Consider the following 21,824-nt stretch of genomic DNA (forward strand, 5'->3'; position numbering starts at 1 on the left):
GCTGCCGTTCAATCTGCCTGCACGCCGTCGGCTGGTTCCGCAGGTCTTCAACGCGGTGCCGGTGCCGCACAGCGTCCCCGGCGGGCGGCCCCGCTGGTCAGGTCCGCGCGGTGCGACCACAGGCGCTGTCCGGAATGGGGGAGAGAAGGGTTGAGATCATGAGTAGACGCACCACCGGCCCGGCCGTCGAGGCTGAGGGCCTGACCAAAGCGTTCGGGGAGACCCGGGCGCTCAACGGCATCGATCTGCAGGTCCCCGCCGGTACGGTCTACGGCCTGCTCGGCCCGAACGGTGCCGGCAAGACCACGGCGGTACGGGTGCTGGCGACGCTGCTGCGTCCCGACGGCGGCACGGCGAGGGTCTTCGGTCACGACGTGGTCGCCGACGCCGACGCGGTCCGCGCCCGGGTCAGCCTGACCGGCCAGTACGCCTCGGTGGACGAGGATCTGACCGGCACGGAGAACCTCGTGCTGCTCGGCCGCCTGCTGGGCCTGAAGAAGCCGGCGGCCCGCGACCGTGCCGAGAGCATGCTCGCCGCGTTCGGCCTGACCGAGGCGGGCGACCGCCAGGTGAAGAAGTACTCCGGCGGCATGCGGCGGCGCATCGACATCGCGGCGAGCATCCTGAACACTCCCGACCTGCTGTTCCTGGACGAGCCGACGACCGGGCTGGACCCCCGCAGCCGCAACCAGGTCTGGGAGATCATCCGGGCCGTCGTGGCGCACGGCACGACGGTGCTGCTGACCACCCAGTACCTGGACGAGGCGGACCATCTCGCCGGCCGGATCGCGGTGATCGACCACGGCCGGGTGATCGCGGAGGGCACCCCGGGTGAGCTCAAGTCGTCGGTCGGCTCCGGCACCGTCCACCTGCGGCTGCGCGACCCGGGGCAGCGGCCCGAGGCCGAGCGGGTGCTGCGGGCGGCGCTGGGCGTGCCGGTGCAGCTCGACGCCGACCCGGTCGCGCTGACGGCCCGGGTCGGTGGGGGCGGCAGCGACCTCGACGCGACCCGGCACGCGGCCCGCGCGCTCGCTGACCTGGCCGGCGCCGGCATCGTCGTGGACGACTTCTCGGTCGGCCAGCCGAGCCTGGACGAGGTCTTCCTGGCCCTGACGGACCATCCCGCCGCCACGGTGGACGAGCAGGACAACGAGTTGGAGGCAGCCCGATGAGCGAGACCGCCACCACCACGACCGGGCGCGCCCCGGCCGTCTACGTACCGTCCGCCGAGGCGCTGGGAACCGTGCTCGCGCCGGGCGCGCGACCGCCCCGGCCGACGGCGCTGTCGGCGTCGCTCACGTTCGGCTGGCGCGCCATGTTGAAGATCAAGCACGTGCCGGAGCAGTTGTTCGACGTGACGGCGTTCCCGATCATCATGGTGCTGATGTTCACCTACCTGTTCGGCGGCGCCCTCGCCGACAGCCCGCGGGACTACCTGCAGTTCTTCCTGCCCGGGATCATGGTGACCAGCGTCGTGATGATCACCATGTACACCGGCGTCGGCCTCAACACCGACATCGAGAAGGGTGTCTTCGACCGCTTCCGTACGCTGCCCGTCTGGCGGCCGGCGGCGCTGGTCGGCATGATCTTCGGCGACGTGCTGCGCTACGTCCTGGCGGCCCTGGTCATCCTCGGTGTGGGGCTGGCGCTGGGGTTCCGGCCCGGCGGCGGGTTGCTCGGGGTGCTGGCCGGGATCGGCCTGCTGGTGGTCTTCTCGTTCGCGTTCTCCTGGGTGTGGACGTTCTTCGGCCTGATCCTGCGCAGCGAGAAGTCCGTGATGGGAGTCAGCATGATGGTGCTGTTCCCGCTGACGTTCCTGAGCAACGTCTTCGTCGAGCCGGCCACGATGCCCGGCTGGCTCCAGGCGTTCGTCAAGGTCAACCCGGTCACGCAGCTGGTGGCCTCGGTGCGGGCGGCGATGTCGGGGTCTTTCAACGCGTCGAGCGTGCTGTGGACGCTGCTGTGGAGCGCCGGGTTCGTCGTGGTCTTCGGCACCCTGACGATGTACCGGTACAACCGCCGCTGATCCTGACGCGACGACGGGTGCCGCGATCCCAGGCCGAACCAGCCGAGCGCGACCGGGCGACCGCGCTACAGACCGACATCGGGCCCAGTTCGGCGAGCCGCGGACCAGGCTGGTCAATCAGGTCCTGTGCCGGGCGGCGCGGATACTCGGCGCACGGGCGGTCAGTTCCGTCCGGGCGGTTGGTTAGCATGCCCGGCGATGATGACTATCTTTCGCTCTCTGCGGCTACGCCGCGCCGCCCGTCGACACTTCGGCTGGCAGAAGCTGCGGGCTACGCAGCTGCGCGCGATGCGCGCCCTGCTGGCGGGCCGTGACGCGCTGGTGGTACTGCCCACCGGGGGCGGGAAGTCTGCGGTGTACCAGGTTCCCGCCACGCTGCTGCGCGGCCCCACGGTGGTGATCTCACCGCTGCTGGCACTTCAGCAGGACCAGATCGGCAACCTCAACGAGCGGGGTGATCCGGCGTTGCGGGCGGTTCGGATCAGCTCCGCGGAGAGCCCGAGCAAGCAGGCGGCAGCGCTGGCGGAGCTGCGCTCGGGTGCCGCGAGGTTCCTGTTCATCACGCCGGAGCAGCTCAGTTCGCCGCAGCGGCTGGCCGAGGTCCGCGCGCTGCGTCCGGCCCTGGTGGCGGTTGACGAGGCGCACTGCATCTCGTCCTGGGGCCACGACTTCCGCCCTGACTACCTGGCTCTCGGCCACCTCATTCGCGACCTGGGCCGCCCACCGGTCGTGGCGCTGACGGCCACGGCATCGCCGCCGGTGCGCGACGACATCACGGTGCGGCTCGGCATGCGCAAGCCGCGGCTGGTGCTGTCCGGATTGGACCGTCCGAACCTTGTGGTGGCAGCAATGCACTGCCCCAGTGAGGACTACCGCTGGCGCAGGTTGCTCACCCTGCTCAAGGAGGCTGACCGGCCCGGCATCGTCTACGTGCCGACCCGGCGGGCCGCCGAGGACCTCGCCGAACGGCTGTCCGACGCGGGTTTTCCCGCGCAGGCCTACCACGGCGGCATGGCGGCCGGGCTGCGCCACCGCCGTCACGAGGACTTCCTCGCCGACCGGGTGCCGATCATGGTCGCGACGTCGGCGTTCGGCATGGGCATCGACAAGCCGAACATCCGCTGGGTGGCACATGTGGCGCTGCCCGACTCGCCGGACAGCTATCTGCAGGAGATCGGCCGGGCAGGGCGCGACGGTGAACCGGCCCGGGCGTTGCTGCTCTACCGAGCCGAGGACGTCGCCCTGCAACGTTTCTTTCACGGCGGCGCGCCTGAACTGGAAGAGCTGCGAACGGTCGCCGCCGTCCTGCACAACGGCCCGTCGACGCGCACCGCGCTGGCAAAGACCACCGGCCTGGGCCAGCGCAAGGTCGCCGGTCACCTGAGTCTGCTCGAGCAGGTGGGTGCGGTGGCGACGGGGCCCCGGGGCGAGCTCACGGTTGCTCCGTACGCGCCCCTGCCCGATCAGGCGGCTCGGGAGGCGCTGGCCGAGTACGCCCGCTATCAGGCCGGGCAGCGTTCCCGCACCGACATGATGCGCCGCTTCGCCGAGAGCCGGGGCTGCCGGATGCAGTCGCTGCTGGGCTACTTCGGAGAGCAGTTGAGCCGTCCGTGCGGGCACTGCGACAACTGCCACGGCGGCACCTCCGAGGTGCTTCCGGACGACGGGCCGTATCCATTGCACAGCACCGTGCGGCACTCCACGTGGGGATCAGGCATGGTCCTCGGGTACGAGAAGGACCGGATGACGGTGCTCTTCGACGATGTCGGCTACAAGACTCTGTCGGTCAGCGTCGTGCAGGCGCAGGGCCTGCTGGCGCTCGAGGCGAATCGCCGTTGAGGGCAGCACCCGGCCGACCGATTGAAGGAATTTTTCATGGGTGGTGATTACTAAGAAGGCTATTGACAGCGGCCGTTGCCCGGGGCGAGGGTGTGCGTGCAGTGGCCCCCTTCCCACCTGGAGGTTCGATGCGCCCCATCGCCGTGCCACGCAGACGTGTCCTGCTGGCTGCCGCCGTCGCCGCAGCCACCGCCCTGCTCACCACCGGGCCGGTCGCCGCCGATCCGCTCCCCGCGGGGACCGCCGCGGCCGACGACCGGCAGCAGCAGTACGCCGCCGCGGCCGGGGAGTACGGCGTGCCGGAGAGCGTGCTGCTCGCCGTGTCGTACCTGGAGTCCCGTTGGGACACCCATGCCGGGCAGCCGAGCACCAGCGGCGGCTACGGGCCGATGCACCTGACCGACGCCGCGCAGGTCGCGTCCACCCCCGCCAGCGGCCACGTCGACGAGAACGAGGACCCCCGGGGCGACGAGTCCCGCCCGCTGGCCGTCGACCCGGCACTGGGGGCCGCGCCCAGCGGGGACACCCTGCCGCAGGCGTCCCTGCAGACGCTCGACGCGGCGGCCGCCCTCACCGGCGTATCCCAGGAGGCGCTGCGCACCGACGCCGCCGCCAACATCCGTGGTGGCGCGGCGCTGCTGGCGTCGTACCAGCAGGAGCTCGGCGGGCCCGACGGTGCCGGCAGCGACCCGGCGGCCTGGTACGGCGCGGTGGCCCGGTACTCCGGCGCGGACACCGAGGACGCGGCGGCGGCCTTCGCCGACGAGGTGTACGACCAGCTCGGCCTAGGCGCGAGCCGGACGACCGACGACGGCCACCGGGTGACCCTGGCCGCCCGGGCGGTGACGCCGGACGAGTCCGGGCTGCACCGGCTCGGGCTGCGCCGCGCCGAGCGGCCGGACGGCCTGGAGTGCCCGGTCCGCCTCGCCTGCGACTGGATCCCCGCCCCCTACGAGAAGTACGGCCCGAACCCGGGCGACTACGGCAACCACGACCTCGGTGACCGGCCGGCCCAGCAGAAGATCGAGTACATCGTCATCCACGACACCGAGGGCTACTTCGGCCCGAGCGTGAAGCTGGTCCAGACGAAGACCTACCTGGGCTGGCACTACACGCTGCGGTCGGTGGACGGCTACGTCGCCCAGCACATCAAGGCCGAGAACGTCGGCTGGCACGCGGGCAACTGGTACGTCAACGCCAAGTCCATCGGCATCGAACACGAGGGCTTCGCCGGCCACGGCACCTGGTACACCGAGGCGATGTACCGGACCTCGGCCAAGCTGGTCCGGCACCTGGCGCTGCGGTTCCAGATCCCGCTGGACCGCCAGCACATCCTCGGCCACGACAACGTCCCCGGCACCACCGCCGGTAACGTGGCCGGGATGCACTGGGACCCGGGCCCCTACTGGGACTGGTCGCACTACTTCGAGCTGATGAAGGCGCCGTTCCAGGCAACCGGCACCCCGCAGACCGGCCTGGTCACCATCGACCCGGACTACGCCACCAACCAGCCGGCCTTCCTCGGCTGCAACCAGCAGCCGCCGGGCGTGCCGAAGCCGGTGCCGCCGGCCGTGCCCTGCCCGCTGCGCGGCTCGTCCCCGGTCATCCTGCGTACCGCCCCCAGCCTCGACGCGCCGCTGGTCAACGACCGGGGCCTGCGGCCGAACGGCACGCCGGACACCATGTACATCTCCGACCACGGCGCCCGCGCCTCGGCCGGCCAGACGTACGCCCTCGCCGACGTCCAGGGCGACTGGACCGCGATCTGGTACCTCGGCCAGAAGGCCTGGTTCCTCAACCCGGCCTCGGCGCCGACCGCGAAGTGGGCGTCGGGCTTCGTCGTCACGCCGAGGCCGGGCCGGGCCACCATCCCGGTGTACGGGCGGGCCTACCCCGAGCAGGCCGCCTACCCGTCCACCATCCCGTACCAGCCGATCTCGCCGTTGCAGTACACCTTCGCGGCGGGCCAGCGGTACGCCCTCGGTGGGGTGCTGCCGGGCGAGTACTACCGCGCCGTCTCCTTCGACGGCTCGGCGCCGGGCGACCGGACGGTGGTCCGCGGCGCGAACCGGTACGTGCAGATCCAGTTCGGCCACCGGGTGATGTACGCGAACCTGGACGATGTCCTCGTCCTGCCCGCCGCGGTGGGCGCGTCCGGGTAGCCGTTCCCGGCGCACTCCGCGATCAAGGCCGTTACCAGCGTAGACGCGGGTAACGGCCTTGATCTGGTGCGGTATCCGGACCGACCTACCCGAGCTGCGGCACAGGTGCTCCGGTGCTCGCGAGGCCGAGCCGGGCGACCGCCGCCGTGACGAGCTCGTCCGGAGCCAGCGAGACGTCGAGGACCACGCCCGACTCGTCCGGGCGCAGCGGCTCCAGGATCGCCGTCTGGGAATCCAGCAGGCTCGCCGGCATGTAGTGCCCGGCACGCCGGGACATCCGGTCCCGGATCACCTGCGCCGGCCCGTCCAGGTGGACGAAGTCCAGGTCCGGCGGCCCCTGCCGCAGCAGGTCCCGGTAGGACCGCTTCAGCGCGGAGCAGGCCAGCACCGTCGAGACTCCGTCGGCGTGGCGGGCGGCCATCCATGCGGCGAGGTCGCGGAGCCAGGGCCAGCGGGCCGCGTCGTCCAGCGGTACGCCCGAGCGCATCCGCGCCACGTTGGCCTCGGAGTGGAACTCGTCCGCCTCGGCGAACGTCAACCCGGTCAGCTCGCTGATCCCCCTGGCCACCGTCGTCTTGCCGGCACCGGACACGCCCATCACGACGACGTGCCGGGTCGGGGGCGGGTTGCCGTGGGTGGAACGCCCGTCACCAGTCATGGACGGTGCCGTCCTTGAGCCGGTTGAACGGCAGGTAGGCCGGCGTGTACGGGAACCGTGCGGCGGCCTGCTCGTCGAGTTCCACGCCGAGACCCGGCTGTTCCCCGGGGTGGAGGTAGCCGTCGGCGAAGGTGAACGACTGCCGGAACACCTCGTTGGTCAGTGGCCCGTGCTGCATGTACTCCTGGATGCCGAAGTTGTGGATGGCGAGGTCGAGGTGGAGCGCGGCCGCCATGCCGACCGGTGAGATGTCCGTCGGACCGTGGATACCGGACTTGATCTGGTACTGCGCGGCGAAGTCGAGGAGCTTGCGCATGGCCGTGATACCCCCGGTGTGGGTGACGGCGGACCGCACGTAGTCGATGAGCTGTTCCCGGATGAGCGTCTGGTAGTCCCAGACCGTGTTGAAGACCTCGCCGATGGCCAGCGGCGTGACGGTGTGCTGGCGGACCAGCCGCAGCGCCTCCTGGTTCTCCGCCGGCGTGCAGTCCTCCAGCCAGAACAGGTCGTACGGTTCGAGGTCCTTGCCGAGCCGGGCGGCCTGGATCGGGGTCATCCGGTGATGGCCGTCGTGCAGCAGCGGCAGTTCGGGGCCGAACTCGTTGCGTACCGCCTCGAAGACGCCGGGGAGGTGGCGCAGGTAGGACCGGGTGTCCCAGTCCTCCTCGGCCGGCAGCGGGGTGCGCTGCGCCGGTTCGTAGTCGTACCGCTTGCCGTCGGGGCTGGGCTGCGCGGCGACCCCGTACACGGCGTTGATCCCCGGTACGGAGGTCTGCACCCGGATCGACCGGTAGCCGAGTTCGAGGTGGTTGCGGATCGAGTCGAACAGCTCGGGGATGTCCCGCCCGGAGGCGTGCCCGTACGCCATGACGCCGGTCCGCGACGCGCCGCCGAGCAACTGGTAGAGGGGCATTCCGGCGGCCTTCGCCTTGATGTCCCAGAGCGCGACGTCGACGGCCGCGATCGCCGCCATGGTCACCGGTCCGCGCCGCCAGTACGCCGAGCGGTACAGGAACTGCCAGGTGTCCTCGATGCGGTGCGGGTCCCGCCCGATCAGCAGCGGGACGACGTGGTCGGCCAGGTACGAGGCGACCGCCAGTTCGCGCCCGTTGAGGGTGCCGTCGCCCAGGCCGGTGAGCCCGTCGGCTGTGGTGATCTTCAGGGTGACGAAGTTGCGGTCGGGGCTGGTGACGATGACGTCCGCTGCGACAATCTTCACGGGGTGCCTTTCTCAGGTGGTGCTCAGCGAAGGGTGTTTCCGGGCTCGTGGCCGTCGAGAAGGGACAGTTCGTCGCGGCGGGGCAGCCCCTCCCAGTCGCCGTGACCGGCGACGGCGAAGGCGCCGAGGGTCACCGCGCGGCGCAGGCGGCCGGCCAGGTCCAGTCCGTCGAGGTGCCCGGAGAGGTAGCCGGCGGTGAACGCGTCGCCCGCGCCGACGGTGTCCACCGCGGTCACGCGCACCGCCGCGACCTGCCGCACGCCGTCGCGGGTGTACGCCCGGGCGCCGTCGGCGCCCAGCTTGACCAGCACGGTCTCCACTCCGCGCGCCAGCAGGCCCGCCACGGCCGTGGACTCGTCCGACCCCGCTTCGCCGACGAGGTCCAGTTCGTCGGCGGAGGCGATGACGACCGACGCGTGGGCGGCCAGCGGGGCCAGCACGGCGCGGGCGGCTTCCCGCGTCCAGAGCCGGCTGCGGTGGTTGACGTCGAGGCTGACGAGCATCCCGGACCGGGATCCGGTCTCGGCCGCCCACCGGGTGGCCTCGCGGGCGCTGTCGGACAGTGCCGGGGTGATCCCGGTCAGGTGCAGCACCCGGGCACCGTCGCCGATCGGCCGGCGCAGGTCCGCCACGCGCAGGGCCGATCCGGCCGAGCCCGCCCGGTGGTACCGCACCCGGGTCAGGTCGGCGGTGCGCCGTTCCAGGAACAGCAGACCGGCCGGCCGGTCGGGATCCCTGGTCACGTCGTCCACGCCGACGCCCTCGGCGCGCAACTGCCGCAGCACGTACTCGCCCAGCTCGTCGTCGCTGACCCGGCCCACCCAGGCGACCCGGTGCCCGAGCCGGGCCAGACCGATCGCGACGTTGGACTCCGCCCCGGCCAGGTGCATGGTCAGCGCGCGCCCGGCGGCCAGCGGGCCGGGCGCCCGCAGCGACACCAGCGCCTCGCCGAAGGTGAGCAGGTCGACCGCGGTCATGAGGCCGGCGGGCGGGCCGCAGCCGCCAGATAGGCCCGCGCCCGGTGGCGCAGCCCGTCGAGGTCACCGCCGGATGCGGCGTCCCCGACCAGCGGGCCGCCGACGCCGACGGCGATCGCCCCGGCGCTCAGATAGGCGGGCATCTCGGCCAGGCCCACCCCGCCGACCGCGACGAACGCAATGTCCGGGAACGGGTCGCGCAGCGCCTTCAGGTACGCCGGGCCGCCGAGGGCCGCCGGGAAGAGCTTCACGGCCGACGCCCCCATCCGTACGGCCGTGTACGCCTCGGTCGGGGTGAGCGCCCCGGCGGCGACCGGTAGTCCGCGGCGCACCGCCTCGGGGATGGACTCGACGACGGCCGGGGTGACGATGAACTGCGCGCCGGCGGCGATCACGTCGGCGACGTCGCCGACGGTCAGCACCGTTCCCGCGCCGACCAGCGCTCCGGCGGGCGCGGCCGAACGGATGGCCGCGATGGCGTGCGGCGCGTCCGGCGTCGTGAGGGCCACCTCGAGAACGCGGACGCCCTCTTCCAGCAGCGCGATGCCGGTGGCGACCGCGGCGGCGGTGTCGGTGCCGCGGATGACCGCCAGGACGCGGGCCGCGGCGAGTTCGGTGGTCAGGTCGAGAGTCATGGTCACCATTCCGCGTAGGAGCCGTCGCGGTGCCGCCACATCGGGCTGCGCCAGGCGTGGCCGCGCTTGTCGGCCGCGCGTACCGCCTGCTCGTCGATCTCGATGCCCAGCCCCGGCGCGGTGAGCCGCTCGACGTGCCCGTCGACGAAGGTCAGCGGCGTCTTGTCCAGGCAGTAGTCGAGCACCTCGGCGCCGAGGTTGTAGTGGATGCCGATGCTCTGTTCCTGGATCAGGAAGTTGGGCGTGGCGAAGCCGACCTGCAGGCAGGCCGCCAGGGCGATCGGCCCGAGCGGGCAGTGCGGGGCGAGCTGCACGTCGTAGACCTCGGCGAGCGCGGCGATCTTGCGTACCTCGGTGATGCCGCCGGCGTGCGAGAGGTCCGGCTGGGCGACCGCGATGCCGGCCTGGAGGACGGGCAGGAACTCCTGCCGGCTGTAGAGCCGCTCGCCGGTCGACACCGGGGTGGTGGTGGACCGGACGAAGTCGCCGATGAGGTGGGAGTTCTCCGGCACGACCGGCTCCTCGAGGAACAGCGGCCGGTACGGCTCCAGCAGCGGTGCGACGCGGCGGGCGTTGGCGAGGGTGAACCGGCCGTGGAAGTCGACGGCGACGTCGCGCTCGTCGCCGAGCACCTCGCGGGCGGCGGCCACCCGCTGGACCACCCCGTCCAGTTCGGCGACCGACGCGATCGGGCTCATCCGCCCGGAGGCGTTCATCTTGACGGCGGTCAGGCCCGCCGCCACCTGCGCGGCGATGTGGTCGCGGACCTCGCTCGGCTCGTCGCCGCCGACCCAGCCGTAGACCCGGATCCGGTCGCGGACGGGTCCGCCGAGCAGTTGGTGCACCGGTGCGCCGTACCGCTTGCCGGCGATGTCCCAGAGCGCCTGGTCGAGGCCGGAAACGGCGCTGGCCAGGATCGGGCCGCCCCGGTAGAACGAGCCCTTGGTCATGACCTGCCAGTGGTCCTCGATCCGCAGCGCGTCCCGGCCGATCAGGAGTTCACCGAGCTGCTCGACGGCGGCCCGGACGGTTTCGGAGCGCCCCTCGCAGGTTGCCTCGCCCCAGCCGACGATCCCGGATTCGGTCTCGACGCGGACGAAGAGCCAGCGGGGGGCGACGAGGAACGTCTCGATTCGGGCGATTGTCGTCATGGTGTCCTCAGCCCTTCGTCGCGCCGGCGGTGAGCCCGGAGACGACGTACTTCTGCACGAACAGCGCGATCAGCATGATCGGCAGGGTGACGACGGTGGCCGCCGCCATCAGGCCGCCCCAGTCGATGCTGGCGTAGCCGACGAAGTCGAAGATCGCGACGGGCAGGGTCTTGGTGTCGGCGCCGGAGAGCACCAGGGCGAACATGAAGTTGTTCCAGGAGAAGATGAAGGACAGGATGCCGGCCGTCGCCACGCCCGGCACCGAGAGCGGCAGCGTGATCCGGCGGAACGCCCCGATGTGGGTCAGCCCGTCCACGAGTGCCGCCTCCTCGAGTTCGAGGGGGAGGCCGTCGAAGTAGCCCATCATGATGTAGACCACCAGCGGCAGCGACACGAACATGTGGCTGAGGATCAGCACGCCGAACCCGCCGACCATCTGCAGGTTGGAGAAGACGTAGTACCAGGGCACCAGCAGCGAGACACCGGGGATGACCCGTGCCATGAGCACCACCAGCGCCGACTTGCGCATGTTGAACCGGCTCATCGAGTAGGCCGCCGGCACGCCGAGCAGCAGGGAGAGCGCGGTGGCGGCGAAGGCCACCCAGAGGCTGTTGCCGATGAACTGGACGTAGTTCGCCTGCTTCAGGACGTTGGCGTAGTTGTCCACGGTGGGCGAGAAGACGACCGCCTTGCCCGTGTCGTAGATGTCGACGTTGGTCTTGAACGACGCGGCGATCATCCAGAACAGCGGTGCGAGCAGCGCGATCACCACGACGGCGAGCGCCACGAAGCGGAAGATCCGGTAGGCGGAGCGAGCCTTCATCGCTGCGCCTCCTTCCTGCGGGACGTCAGGGCCCACATCGACCCGATGATGATCAAGAAGAAGATGATGAGGACCGTCGATGAGATGCCGTACTCGTTGTAGTCGAAGCTCAGGCCGTAGGCGTACACGTTGAGCGTCTCGACCTCGTGGAACGAGCCGCCGCCGCGGCCCTTGGTGGCGTAGAGGATGTCGAAGGTCTTCAGCGCGTCGATGCCGCGCAGCAGGATCGCGACGATCACGGTGGGCATCACCAGCGGCAGGGTGACGTGCCGGAACCGCTGCCAGCTGCTGGCGCCGTCGATGCGCGCCGCCTCCTGGGGCTCGTCGGAGAGCGAGCTCAGGCCGGCGAGCAGGATCAGCACGACCATCGGCGTCCACTGCCAGACGTCGATGAAGATCGTCGTGGGTAGGGCCGAGTGCTGGCCGGCGAGCCACGGCTGGGGTCCGATTCCTACCCAGCCGAGCACCTGGTTGGCCAGACCGATGTTCGGGTCGAAGATGAGCCGCCACATCATGCCGACCGCGACCGGGGTGGCGACCAGCGGCATCAGGATGGCCACCCGGACCCACTTCTGGCCCCGGAACGGCCGCCACAGCAGTAGCGCGACGGCCATGCCGAGCACGACCTCGAACAGCAGCGCGACGACGGTGAACGCGGCGGTCCGCCCGACGGCGGGCCAGAAGCGGTCGGTGTCCGAGAGCACCTCGACGTAGTTCTGGAAGCCCACGAACTCCGACTCGGCCCGCACCGAACCCTCGGCGTCGGTCAGGCTCAGATAGCCGGTCCAGGCCAGCGGGAAGACGATCAGCGCGGCGACGAACACCATGGCGGGCGCCGCGAAGAGCCACTTGCGATGGTCGTTGGCCCAGCGGGCCCAGCCGGGCGTGTCGGGTGTGACGGAGGCGTCGTGGGGTCTGGTGCGGGTGGTGACTGTTGCCATGAGATCTCCGGGGTGGGCGGGCCGGACGGGGGAGTGGGGTGGCGGAGCCGGACGGCGCCGCCACCCCGCGCTCGGCTTACTTGGCCTCGTCGTCCAGGAACTTCTGGAACGCCGTGTTGGCGGTCTCGGCCGCGGCCGCCGCGTCCTTGCCGGCGATGGCGTCGACGATCGGCTGGCCGACGATCTCCCGGGCCTGGGCGACCTTGTTGACCAGCGGGCGGTCGTGACCGACGCCGTCCTTGGTGCTGGCGGCGATGGCCTCGACGAGGTCCTTCGGGTAGGACGCGGTGCCCTCCGGGTTGGCCCAGACCGAGGTACGCGCGCTCGGCACACCGGCCTTCTGCTGCGCGAGCGTCTGCTCCTTGCCGGTCGCCCACTCGACGAACTTCCAGGCGTTGCTCTGGTTCTTCGAGCCGTCGTTGACGCCCAGCGCCCAGGAGGGGATGTTGTAGGGCTTCGAACCGGCCGGGCCGGCCGGGAACGGCGCGAAGCCGACGGTGTCGGAGACCTTCGACTTGGTCGGGTCGGTGGCGTTCTTGTAGAGCGAGTTGGCCTCGGTGTAGAAGGCGGCCTTGCCCTGGGTGAAGATGGCCATCGCCTCCGGCCAGCTCATGTCGGTGCTGACGTTGGCCGGGCCCTGGTCCTTGATCAGCCCGCCGTAGTACGCGTACGCCTGCTTGGCCTGCTCGGTGTTGACGGTGGCCTTGCCGCTGCTGTCGACGAAGTCACCGCCGAAGCTGTAGAGGAAGCTGGAGAACTGGGTGACCGCCGGCGACTTGCCGGTACGGGCGACGAAGCCGGCGACGTTCGGATCGGCCGCCTTGATCTTCGTGGCCGCCGCCTTGAGCTCGTCGAGCGTCTTCGGCGGGGCGGTCAGGCCGGCCTTGGCCAGCAGGTCCTTGCGGTAGTACAGGACCTCCTGCTCGGTGATGATCGGCACCCCGACCGCCTTGCCCTCGTACGAGGTGGCCTGCACCGGGCCGGCCTGGAAGTCGCTGTAGTCCCAGTCCTTGTTGGACTTGACCTCGTCGGACAGGTCGGCGAGGTACTTGTTCTTGGCGAACAGCTTCCCCTCCTGCAGGGGGCGGTACATCATCACGTCGATGTCGCCGGAGCCGGCGTTCAGCTTGACGTTGTACTGGTCGGAGAGCTGGTCCTCGCCGAGCTGGGTGAGCTCGACCTTGAGCCCCGTCTGCTTCTCGAACTCGGGCAGGGCCTTCTTGATGTTCTCCGTCCACACGTGGTTGGCCAGGGTCACCCGGACCGTCTTGGAAGCGCTGCTGTCCTCACCGCCACCGCCGCACGCGCTCAGGCCCATGGCGGCAACCACGGCCAGAGAAGTTCCGATTATCGATCGACGCCGCACGTCCATCTCTCCTTCTGTCGTGGCCGCCGCCCGGGGGGAGGAGCGCCACATCGTCGTAACGTCCGCTTAACGACCGGATGCTAGGCCGAAAAAGCCGACTTATTCAAGGGGTGATCTCCAACTGATATGCTCCGAACCGTGGATCAGTCCTCCCCAGGGGTCGCACCCGTCCAGCACGCCCCTGCCGAGGCCGGGCTGCACGCCCGCGTTCTCGACCACCTCGGCACCGCCATCTGCGGCGGCGAGGTGGCCGGCGGGTCCGTCCTCAACATCGACGACCTCGTCGAGCGGTACGGCGTGTCCCGCTCGGTGATCCGCGAGGTCCTGCGGGTGCTCTCGTCCATGGGATTCGTCGAGACCCGGCGCCGGGTCGGCGTCATGATCCGACCGGCCGAGGCGTGGAACGTCTTCGATCCGCAGGTGATCCGCTGGCGGCTCGCCTCGGCCGGCCGCATGGCGCAGATGCGCTCGATCACCGAACTGCGGACCGCCGTTGAGCCGCACGCCGCGTGGCTGGCCGCCGGCCGCGTCGACCACGACGAGGCGAGCGACCTGGTCGGGCTCGCCGCCAAGATGTGGGCCGCCGGGAAGGCCGGCGACGAGGAGCGCTTCCTCAGCCTGGACATCGAGTTCCATCGGCGGGTGCTGGTCGCCTCCGGCAACGAAATGTTCGTGAAACTCCAGGAACTGGTCGCCGAGGTGCTCACCGGCCGGCACCACTACCACCTGATGCCGCACTACCCGGACGAGCAGGCGCTGCAACTGCACGCCGACGTCGCCCAGGCGATTCAGCGCCGGGACGGTGAACGGGCCCGGGACGCCATGGTGCGGATCATGGAGCAGGCGTTCGACGAGATGAAGTCGATGTGGGAGCAGGCCGGCGAGCCCGGCCAGGGCTCACTCCGCCGAGCCGTGGCGTCCATACCGCCGGGGGGATGACCCAGCGGATAGGGCCACTCAATCGACTCACATCAATATGATGTCCGCAACCCTGAATCAGGTGCGCTCCGCTCCTCACGAGGCGTGCCGGTCGGAATGCGGAGGACCACATGCTTCGTTGGCGCACCCTCACCGGCCTGCTGGCCGCCGCGTTGACCGCGGTGACCGCGGGCAGCCTCACCCTCGCCGCGCCCGCCGCCGCGGCCGACCCCACGCCGACCCCGTACGTCGTCGGCGGCACCCGCGCCGCCCAGGGAGAGTTCCCGTTCATGGTGCGACTCTCGATGGGCTGCGGCGGGGCCCTGTACAGCCCGCGACTGGTGCTCACGGCCGCGCACTGCGTGGGCCGCACGGGCACCAACACCAGCATCACCGCGACGCTCGGGGTGGTCGACCTGCAGTCGTCCAGCCGGATCACCGTCCGGTCGAACTACGTCTACCGCGCGCCCGGCTACAACGGCAACGGCAAGGACTGGGCGCTGATCCGGCTGGCCACCCCGGTCACCGGGCTGAGCACCATGCCGATCGCCACGACGACCGCCTACGACAACGGCACGTTCACCATCGCCGGCTGGGGCGCGGCCCGAGAGGGCGGCTCCCAGCAGCGCTTCCTGCTCAAGGCGACGGTGCCGTTCGTGAGCGACGCCACCTGCGACGCCAACTACGGCGGCCAGATCATCCTCGCCGAGGAGATCTGCGCCGGGTACGCCGGCGGCGGCACGGACACCTGCCAGGGCGACTCGGGCGGCCCGATGTTCCGCCGCGACGCCAGCAACGCGTGGATCCAGGTCGGCATCGTCAGCTGGGGCAACGGCTGCGCCCGGCCCGACTACCCCGGCGTGTACACCCAGGTGAGCTACTTCTCGTCGTCCATCGCCTCGGCCGCCGCCAGCCTCGGCGGCTGACCGGACGCCGCCGGTCCCGGCGGCTGACCGTACGACCCCTCGCGGCCCGGCTGATGACCAGCCGGGCCGCCGGCGTGCCGGCCCAGGTGCCGTGTCACCGGACTGTCACAGGAGACGCACAGATTCTGGCGCGCGGTGACGCTGGGGTGACGCCGATTGCGCAGACTTCCAGCTGAGGCGAGCGATCCACGGGCCACCCGAGGCCCCCTTCACCGGTCCAGCCGGCGGTCGGTCGGCTCCGACAAGGCCTTCGCCGCCCAAGGTCCCCCCGGTGCAGGGAGTCGATCGTGAACTGTGACAAGAACACACGGTTGTCCACGGCAGGGGGCAGCGCACCACAGCCGGTGTCCGACGCCGAGCCGACGGTCCGCCTCCTGCTGCTCGGTGGCTTCCGGCTGCTGCACGGCAGGCGGCCGGTGGTGGTGCCGCGCGGCCTGCAACGCACCATCGCGCTGATCGGCCTGCGCCCGGGCGCGACCCGCGCCCAACTGGCCGGCCCGCTCTGGCCGGAGGTGCCGGAGGAGCGCGCCCTGTCCTCCTTGCGGACCGCGCTGTGGCGGCTGCGTCGGGACCCGTCCTGCCCGGTGATCACCGACGGCGACACCGTTCGGCTGCACCCGATGGTCGACGTGGACGTCGACGAGCTGGCCCGGGCTGACGCCAGGGTGAGCCAGGGCGGCGATCCCCGGCCGGCGGCGGCGGTCCTCGCGGCCGGACGCCACGACCTGCTGCCCGGCTGGTACGACGACTGGGTCCTGCTGGAGCGGGAACGGCTCAGACAGTTGCGGCTGCACCTGCTCGACGAGATGGCCCGGGCCCACCTGCGCGCCGGCGAGCACGGGGAGGCGTTGCAGGCCGCGCTCGAGGCGATGGCGGCCGAACCGTTGCGGGAGACCCCGCACCGGCTGGTGGTCCAGACGCACCTGGCGGAGGGCAACGCGTACGAGGCGCTGCACGCCTACTTCGTCTACCGCGATCTGCTGCGGCGCGAGTTGCAGCTGGAACCGTCCGCGGCGATGCGCGCGCTGATCAGCGAGGTGCTCGCGTCGCACGACCGGCCGAGGCAGGCCCCGGCCCCGCCGGCGCGCGGTGTCCCGCGACTCGTCCCCGGCCCGACCGGCAACCGCGCCACCGTGCGCGCCCATCCCGGCCCGGCAAATCTCCTGCCCGCGCCCACGGCGGGCCACTCGCAGGCGCGGGCGCCACTGCTCCGCGGGCCCGTCCCCGCCCCGTCAACGCGGCCGGACCAGGCGCCGGTCGCCGGTGACGGCGGGGTGACGCGAGGTCCGGCAAGGTCGCAGGACGACGGCGTCGCGGTCCGGGCGCCGCTGGCCGGGACCTGTCACCCGGCCCAGCCGGGAGTGCCGCCGTTCGGTCCGGGCGACCGGTCGAGAAAGGACGCGCGCCGGCCGTCGTCCCGACCGTGAGGCCGGCGGACCGGCCGAGGAACCACCGCCGCGGGCCCAGGAAGGAATTCGTGATGATCCGCAGAACGCTCACCGCTCGCGACTCCCGCCCGGCAACGGCTGACGCCCGCCGTCCCAGACAGTGCCACCGCCGCACCGTCCCGCGCCGGCCGTCCAAGGAGCTTTCATGATCAGGACCATGTGCCGCATCCGCGCGCGGCCGGGCTGCGAGGACGCCGTGGCAGCCGCGTGGCGAGCGGTCGCCGGGCAGGTCGGCGCGCTGCCCGGCAACCTCGTGCAGGGGCTGCTCCTCGACGCCGCCGACCCGCGCTCGTTCGTCGTCATCACCGAGTGGACGGACGAGTCGGCGCTGCGCGGTTACGAGAACGGCCCGGTCGCCGCGCGTTTCTCCGCCGCCGTCCGCCCGCTGCGCGAGCCGCCCTCGGCCGACAGCTACCGGGTGATGCGCGACCCCGGCCGGTCGGGGCGGAGCATCTTCGTGGACGTCGAGGTCATCGTGCCGGCCGCCCGGCTCGCCGAGTTCACCCGCGGCTACGCCGAGGTGAAGGCACGGATGGCGGAAGTGCCCGGGTACCTGCGCGAGGACCTGCTGCGCGAGCCCGACTCGGACGTCCACCACATCTTCGCCGAATGGCGCAGCGAAGCGGAGTTCTTCCGCTGGATCGGCAACCCCGCACACGCGCAGGAGGAGGCCGGCCCGATCGCGCCGTTCCTCCTCGACTTCCGGCGCCGCCTGTTCCACAGCGCGGCTCATCCCGACACCAGGCGAGAACCGAGTACGGGCAAGGAGATCGACGTGCACACGACAACGTACGTACTCATCGTCGGAGCGGGGCCCACCGGGCTGACCGCCGCCGTCGAGCTGGCCCGGCGCGGCATCGAGTGCCGGGTGGTCGAGAAGCGGGCCACCGCGCCGGGGCAGGCCGACAAGGCGATCGGCGTGCACTGCCGCACGATGGAGATCTGGGAGAGCCAGGGCATCGTGCGCGACGCGATGGACGCCGGAATCTGGCTGACCGGCAACATGGTGTTCGTCAACGGGGTGCAGACCCACCAGATGAGCTGGGAGCTGCCCGAGCTGCCGTACGCGCACCTCGGCCTGCCCCAGTACGAGACCGAGCGCATCCTCACCGAACGGCTGGCCACCCTCGGCGTACGCGCGCAGCGCGGCGCCGAGCTGGTCGCGTTCACCCAGGACGACGACGGCGTGCTGGCCACGCTCGCGACCGCCGCCGGCGAGGAGACGGTACGCGCCAAGTACCTCGTCGGCTGCGACGGCGCGCACAGCAAGGTCCGCGAGCTGCTCGGGTTGACGTTCTCCGGCGGGCTGGGCCGCTTCCCGCAGCTGTTCATGCTCTGCGACGTGGACGTGGACTGGGACATGCCGGAGGGCCACCTGCTCCGGTTCATGCACGAGACCGACGGCCAGATGGACGGGATGCTGGTCTGCGTGCCGCTGCGCGGCGAGTCCCGGTACCGGATCGCCACCCTGGCACCGCCCCGGTTCTTCGCGCAGACCGGCGGGCAGGACGCCCCGCCGGGATTCAGCGAGGAACTGGCCGAACCCACCCTCGCCGACCTCCAGGTCGCGCTGGACAGGCTGGCCCCGCCCGGCACCCGCGCGTCGAACCTGCGCTGGTCGTCGGTGTTCCGGATCAGCCACGGCATCGTGGACCGGTACGGCGACGGCCGGGTGTTCGTGGCCGGCGACGCGGCCCACCTGCACCCGCCCGCGGGCGGCCAGGGCATGAACACCGGCATCCAGGACGCCTGGAACCTGGCGTGGAAACTGGCCCTGGCGGTACGCGGGATCGCCGCCCCCGGGCTGCTCGACAGCTACGAGACCGAACGACGCCCGGAGGGCGAGGAGATCGTCGGGCGGGCGGTGCGGCTGGCCTTCACCGACGAGCTGGACCGCGACGACCTCAAGCGGCAGTTCCTCCAGGAGATGTCCATGCTGCTCAGCTACTCCGACAGCCCGCTGGTCGGCGAGTCGCTGTCCGCTCCCGACGCCCTGCGCGCCGGCCCCGGGCCCGGCGATCGCGCTCCCGACGTCGGCGGCCTGCACCGGCGGGGCGTCGGGCACCCGCTGCGCCTGCACGAGCTGACCCACGGTACCCGGCACACCCTGCTGCTCTACGCCGATCGCTCCGCCGACCAGGCGGTGTCGACAGCCCTGGGGAAGCTGTCCGCCGACGTCCGGCGGCAGACGTCCGGCCAGGTCGACATCTACCTGCTGCTCAGCCCGGACGCCCCGGTGCCGCCGCTGCTCGATCCGCCCGTGGTGCACGACGCCGAAGGCGGGTTCCGCGCCACCTACGGCGTCGACGGCAGCGGCCTCTACCTGATCCGCCCGGACGGACACGTCGGGTTCCGCAGCCAGCCGATCGACCCCGACGCGCTCGGCAAGCACCTGCAACTGACCTTCGGAGGCGCGCGATGACGACGGTACGCACCGTGCTCGCCATGCGTACCAGGGAGGGCTGCGAGGAACGGTTCGAGGCGGAGTGGCGCTCGGCGGCGGAGCAGATCCGCGCGCTGGACGGCTGCCTGAAGCAGGACCTGGTCCGCGACGCCGACGACCCGCGCAGCTACCTGATCATCAGCGACTGGGCGGACCGCGAACGGCTGGACGCCTTCGGCCGCAGCGAGCACCGGGACCGCCTGCTGCAGATGATCCGCGAGCTTCGCGAATCCGCGCAGCGGCACACCTACCAGGTTCTGCACAGCGTACGCAGCGAGCCCGAGGAGTCGCGATGACCGAGGATGCCGTACCCGCGTCGGAGCTCTACACCCCCGAGTTCGCCGCCAATCCCTATCCCGCCTTCGCCCGGCTGCGGGCGGAGAAGCCGGTGTGCCCGATCAGCTCGCCGCGGTTCGACTCGTACCTGATCACCCGGTTCGACGACGCCAAGGCGGCGCTGATCGACCCCCGGCTGTCCAAGGACCTCTACGGCCCGGGCCAGGAGTACCTGCGGATCTTCGGGCCGAACTCCGAGGCGTTGAACAAGAACATGCTCAACGCGGACCCGCCCGAGCACACCAGGCTGCGCCGGATCGTGTCGCAGGCGTTCGCCCCGCGTCGGGTCGAGGCCCTGCGGCCCCGGGTGGCGGAGATCGTCGACAACCTGCTCGACAAGATCATCCCGCAGGGTCAGGCCGAGCTGATGCACGACTTCGCGATCCCGCTGCCGATGATGGTGATCAGCCACCTGCTCGGCATCCCGGAGACCGACCACGAGCGGGTCCTCGACTGGACCCAGGTGATCAGGACGTCCGGGTCGTCCGGCCGTAGCCCCGCGGAGGACCGGGCGGCCGTGCAGGAGGCCCAGCTGCGGCTGCACCACTATCTCGTCGACCTGGTCCAGGCCAAACGCGCGCACCCCGGCGACGACATGGTCAGTGCGCTGATCGACGTCTGCGAGCACGACGGTCAGCTGTCCGAATCCGAACTGGTCACCACCACGTTCCTGCTGCTGTTCGCCGGGCACCAGACCACCGCGGACTTCCTCGGCAACGCGACCGTGGCGCTGCTGACCAATCCCGACCAGCTCGACCTGCTGCGCGCCAAGCCGGAACTGCTGCCCTCGGCCATCGAGGAGCTGCTGAGGTTCGACGGCCCGCTGCCGGTGGCCAGTCCCCGGATCGCCACCGAGGACGTCGAGTACCAGGGCGTTTGTATCCCGCGCGGGTCGATCGTCGGCGTCGTGATCAACGCGGCGAACCACGACCCGGCCCACTTCGTCGACCCGGACCGGCTGGACCTGCGCCGGGTGCGGGGCCCGCACATCGGCTTCGGCCACGGCGTCCACTACTGCCTCGGGGTCTCGCTGGCCCGGATGGAGGCACAGATCGCCATCGAGGCGCTGCTGCGCCGGCTGCCGGACCTGCGGCTCGGGGTGCCGGCCTCCCAACTGCGCCGGCTGCCGGCGGGGTCGCCGTTCCGTGGCCTGCTGGAGCTTCCGGTCGAGTTCACCGCCTGGGACGCCGGATCGCCGCCCCCGATCGGCCTCCAGAGATCACCGTCCACGCAATCACCCGTCCACACACCCGAGGAGCGGTAATGGTCTTCCGAAACGTGATCGTCTGTCACATGGTCCCCGGCAGTGACGACATCGTCGGCGATGTCTTCGGCTACTACGACAAGTCGACCCGACCGCAGGACCTCGGCGTGATCGGGCGACGGCTGCTGTCCTTCCACGACCTCTACATCCACGTGATCGAACGCAGGGAGGACCCGAGGATCTCGGGCCAGACCCGGGGGCTGCCGGCGTTCCAGAAGATCGCCGAAGCCATCGCCCCGTACGTGACGCCGTACCCGAAATACTGGAAGAACCCCTCCGACTCCGTCGCCAAGGAGTTCTACAGCTGGGTGCCGGACGAGGACGCGGCGCCGGAGTCGGCCGGCCGGAACCTGGCCGTCATCATCGGACGGATCAAGCCCGGCGCGGAGCCCGACGTCGCGCGCATCTTCGGTGAGTCCGACGCCGGGTCGTTGCCGGTCCAGCTGGGCGTCACCGGGCGCTGGCTGTACTCGATCGACGACGTCTACGTGCACCTGTTGGAACGCACCGACGCAGCGGTCGCCGAGGCCGCGGGGCAGGACCACGAACAGCCGGTCTTCGCCAAGATCATGGCGGAGCTCAGTCCGTACATCAGCCCGTACAACCCGGAGACGTGGCGTGGGCCGGAGGACTCGGTGGCGAACGAGTTCTACCGCTGGCAGGCCGACGACTGACCCTCCGGTGGCGGTCGC

General features: G+C 71.2%; 18 protein-coding genes and 1 pseudogene. 11 read left to right on the forward strand and 8 right to left on the reverse strand.

What is annotated here, in order from left to right; genetic code table 11:
- Positions 1-158: 158 nt before the first annotated feature.
- From GA0074696_RS16375 to GA0074696_RS16390, 4 genes are all read left to right on the forward strand, one after another.
- Positions 159-1,172, forward strand: a complete 1,014-nt coding sequence (locus GA0074696_RS16375) for an ATP-binding cassette domain-containing protein (protein ID WP_088961900.1) — start codon at positions 159-161, stop codon at positions 1,170-1,172.
- Complete coding sequence (locus tag GA0074696_RS16380) at positions 1,169-2,026, forward strand: ABC transporter permease (RefSeq protein ID WP_088961901.1); 858 nt, start codon at positions 1,169-1,171, stop codon at positions 2,024-2,026. Before GA0074696_RS16375 ends, GA0074696_RS16380 begins: the two co-directional genes overlap by 4 nt.
- Positions 2,027-2,224: 198 nt before the next feature.
- Entirely contained in the window at positions 2,225-3,865 is a 1,641-nt protein-coding gene (locus tag GA0074696_RS16385) for a RecQ family ATP-dependent DNA helicase (RefSeq protein ID WP_088961902.1), read from the forward strand.
- Positions 3,866-3,993: 128 nt separating this feature from the next.
- Positions 3,994-6,027: an N-acetylmuramoyl-L-alanine amidase gene (locus tag GA0074696_RS16390; RefSeq protein ID WP_088961903.1), complete on the forward strand. Its 2,034-nt coding sequence runs from the start codon at positions 3,994-3,996 to the stop codon at positions 6,025-6,027.
- Positions 6,028-6,112: 85 nt separating this feature from the next.
- Here GA0074696_RS16390 and GA0074696_RS16395 read toward each other — a convergent pair whose 3' ends face one another.
- The 8 genes from GA0074696_RS16395 to GA0074696_RS16430 form a co-directional block, all read right to left on the reverse strand.
- On the reverse strand, positions 6,113-6,685 hold the full coding sequence (locus tag GA0074696_RS16395) for a gluconokinase (RefSeq protein WP_088961904.1): 573 nt from the start codon (positions 6,683-6,685) through the stop codon (positions 6,113-6,115).
- A complete protein-coding gene (gene manD / locus GA0074696_RS16400) occupies positions 6,675-7,904 on the reverse strand; it encodes a D-mannonate dehydratase ManD (RefSeq protein WP_088961905.1) in 1,230 nt (409 codons plus the stop codon). Before manD ends, GA0074696_RS16395 begins: the two co-directional genes overlap by 11 nt.
- Positions 7,905-7,927: 23 nt before the next feature.
- On the reverse strand, positions 7,928-8,881 hold the full coding sequence (locus GA0074696_RS16405; protein ID WP_088961906.1) for a sugar kinase: 954 nt from the start codon (positions 8,879-8,881) through the stop codon (positions 7,928-7,930).
- On the reverse strand, positions 8,878-9,516 hold the full coding sequence (locus tag GA0074696_RS16410; protein WP_231925026.1) for a bifunctional 4-hydroxy-2-oxoglutarate aldolase/2-dehydro-3-deoxy-phosphogluconate aldolase: 639 nt from the start codon (positions 9,514-9,516) through the stop codon (positions 8,878-8,880). The genes GA0074696_RS16405 and GA0074696_RS16410 overlap by 4 nt, the downstream gene beginning before the upstream one ends.
- Positions 9,517-9,518: 2 nt before the next feature.
- Positions 9,519-10,667 (reverse strand): galactonate dehydratase, encoded by a 1,149-nt coding sequence (dgoD, locus tag GA0074696_RS16415; protein WP_088961908.1) that lies wholly within the window; start codon positions 10,665-10,667, stop codon positions 9,519-9,521.
- 7 nt (positions 10,668-10,674) lie between these two features.
- Complete coding sequence (locus tag GA0074696_RS16420; RefSeq protein WP_088961909.1) at positions 10,675-11,490, reverse strand: carbohydrate ABC transporter permease; 816 nt, start codon at positions 11,488-11,490, stop codon at positions 10,675-10,677.
- Positions 11,487-12,431 carry a carbohydrate ABC transporter permease gene (locus GA0074696_RS16425; protein ID WP_197700724.1) on the reverse strand — a complete coding sequence of 315 codons (945 nt, stop codon included), beginning with the start codon at positions 12,429-12,431 and terminating at the stop codon, positions 11,487-11,489. Before GA0074696_RS16425 ends, GA0074696_RS16420 begins: the two co-directional genes overlap by 4 nt.
- Positions 12,432-12,507: 76 nt before the next feature.
- Positions 12,508-13,749, reverse strand: coding sequence for an ABC transporter substrate-binding protein (locus tag GA0074696_RS16430; RefSeq protein ID WP_231925027.1), 1,242 nt, complete (start codon positions 13,747-13,749; stop codon positions 12,508-12,510).
- Between the two features lie 186 nt (positions 13,750-13,935).
- Between GA0074696_RS16430 and GA0074696_RS16435 the strand changes: the two genes are divergently transcribed.
- The 7 genes and pseudogenes from GA0074696_RS16435 to GA0074696_RS16465 all read left to right on the forward strand — a co-directional run bounded on the left by GA0074696_RS16435 (position 13,936) and on the right by GA0074696_RS16465 (position 21,806).
- Positions 13,936-14,736 carry a FadR/GntR family transcriptional regulator gene (locus GA0074696_RS16435; protein WP_231925028.1) on the forward strand — a complete coding sequence of 267 codons (801 nt, stop codon included), beginning with the start codon at positions 13,936-13,938 and terminating at the stop codon, positions 14,734-14,736.
- A gap of 110 nt (positions 14,737-14,846) precedes the next feature.
- The gene (locus GA0074696_RS16440) at positions 14,847-15,641 is read left to right on the forward strand and encodes a S1 family peptidase (protein WP_088961912.1); all 795 of its coding nucleotides are present in this window, start codon (positions 14,847-14,849) and stop codon (positions 15,639-15,641) included.
- A 311-nt stretch (positions 15,642-15,952) separates the two neighbouring features.
- A pseudogene (locus GA0074696_RS31855) lies at positions 15,953-16,762 on the forward strand (AfsR/SARP family transcriptional regulator); the annotation flags it as partial.
- A gap of 472 nt (positions 16,763-17,234) precedes the next feature.
- Positions 17,235-19,511, forward strand: a complete 2,277-nt coding sequence (locus GA0074696_RS16450; RefSeq protein WP_088961914.1) for an FAD-dependent monooxygenase — start codon at positions 17,235-17,237, stop codon at positions 19,509-19,511.
- A complete protein-coding gene (locus GA0074696_RS16455; RefSeq protein WP_088961915.1) occupies positions 19,508-19,828 on the forward strand; it encodes a putative quinol monooxygenase in 321 nt (106 codons plus the stop codon). Before GA0074696_RS16450 ends, GA0074696_RS16455 begins: the two co-directional genes overlap by 4 nt.
- Positions 19,825-21,132, forward strand: a complete 1,308-nt coding sequence (locus tag GA0074696_RS16460; RefSeq protein ID WP_088961916.1) for a cytochrome P450 family protein — start codon at positions 19,825-19,827, stop codon at positions 21,130-21,132. Before GA0074696_RS16455 ends, GA0074696_RS16460 begins: the two co-directional genes overlap by 4 nt.
- Positions 21,132-21,806: a TcmI family type II polyketide cyclase gene (locus GA0074696_RS16465; RefSeq protein WP_088961917.1), complete on the forward strand. Its 675-nt coding sequence runs from the start codon at positions 21,132-21,134 to the stop codon at positions 21,804-21,806. The genes GA0074696_RS16460 and GA0074696_RS16465 overlap by 1 nt, the downstream gene beginning before the upstream one ends.
- The last annotated feature ends 18 nt before the right edge of the window (positions 21,807-21,824 follow it).

The sequence above is a fragment of the Micromonospora purpureochromogenes genome (assembly GCF_900091515.1).
Taxonomy (GTDB): Bacteria; Actinomycetota; Actinomycetes; order Mycobacteriales; family Micromonosporaceae; genus Micromonospora; species Micromonospora purpureochromogenes.

Bases quoted from the DNA above. Each gene is read 5' to 3' on its own strand.
- GA0074696_RS16375 (WP_088961900.1), top strand. From the start codon at position 159: ATGAGTAGACGCACCACCGGCCCGGCCGTCGAGGCTGAGGGCCTGACC.
- GA0074696_RS16380 (WP_088961901.1), top strand. From the start codon at position 1,169: ATGAGCGAGACCGCCACCACCACGACCGGGCGCGCCCCGGCCGTCTAC.
- GA0074696_RS16385 (WP_088961902.1), top strand. From the start codon at position 2,225: ATGATGACTATCTTTCGCTCTCTGCGGCTACGCCGCGCCGCCCGTCGA.
- GA0074696_RS16390 (WP_088961903.1), top strand. From the start codon at position 3,994: ATGCGCCCCATCGCCGTGCCACGCAGACGTGTCCTGCTGGCTGCCGCC.
- GA0074696_RS16395 (WP_088961904.1), bottom strand. From the start codon at position 6,685: ATGACTGGTGACGGGCGTTCCACCCACGGCAACCCGCCCCCGACCCGG.
- GA0074696_RS16405 (WP_088961906.1), bottom strand. From the start codon at position 8,881: ATGACCGCGGTCGACCTGCTCACCTTCGGCGAGGCGCTGGTGTCGCTG.
- GA0074696_RS16410 (WP_231925026.1), bottom strand. From the start codon at position 9,516: ATGACTCTCGACCTGACCACCGAACTCGCCGCGGCCCGCGTCCTGGCG.
- dgoD (WP_088961908.1), bottom strand. From the start codon at position 10,667: ATGACGACAATCGCCCGAATCGAGACGTTCCTCGTCGCCCCCCGCTGG.
- GA0074696_RS16420 (WP_088961909.1), bottom strand. From the start codon at position 11,490: ATGAAGGCTCGCTCCGCCTACCGGATCTTCCGCTTCGTGGCGCTCGCC.
- GA0074696_RS16425 (WP_197700724.1), bottom strand. From the start codon at position 12,431: ATGGCAACAGTCACCACCCGCACCAGACCCCACGACGCCTCCGTCACA.
- GA0074696_RS16430 (WP_231925027.1), bottom strand. From the start codon at position 13,749: ATGGGCCTGAGCGCGTGCGGCGGTGGCGGTGAGGACAGCAGCGCTTCC.
- GA0074696_RS16440 (WP_088961912.1), top strand. From the start codon at position 14,847: ATGCTTCGTTGGCGCACCCTCACCGGCCTGCTGGCCGCCGCGTTGACC.
- GA0074696_RS16450 (WP_088961914.1), top strand. From the start codon at position 17,235: ATGATCAGGACCATGTGCCGCATCCGCGCGCGGCCGGGCTGCGAGGAC.
- GA0074696_RS16455 (WP_088961915.1), top strand. From the start codon at position 19,508: ATGACGACGGTACGCACCGTGCTCGCCATGCGTACCAGGGAGGGCTGC.
- GA0074696_RS16460 (WP_088961916.1), top strand. From the start codon at position 19,825: ATGACCGAGGATGCCGTACCCGCGTCGGAGCTCTACACCCCCGAGTTC.
- GA0074696_RS16465 (WP_088961917.1), top strand. From the start codon at position 21,132: ATGGTCTTCCGAAACGTGATCGTCTGTCACATGGTCCCCGGCAGTGAC.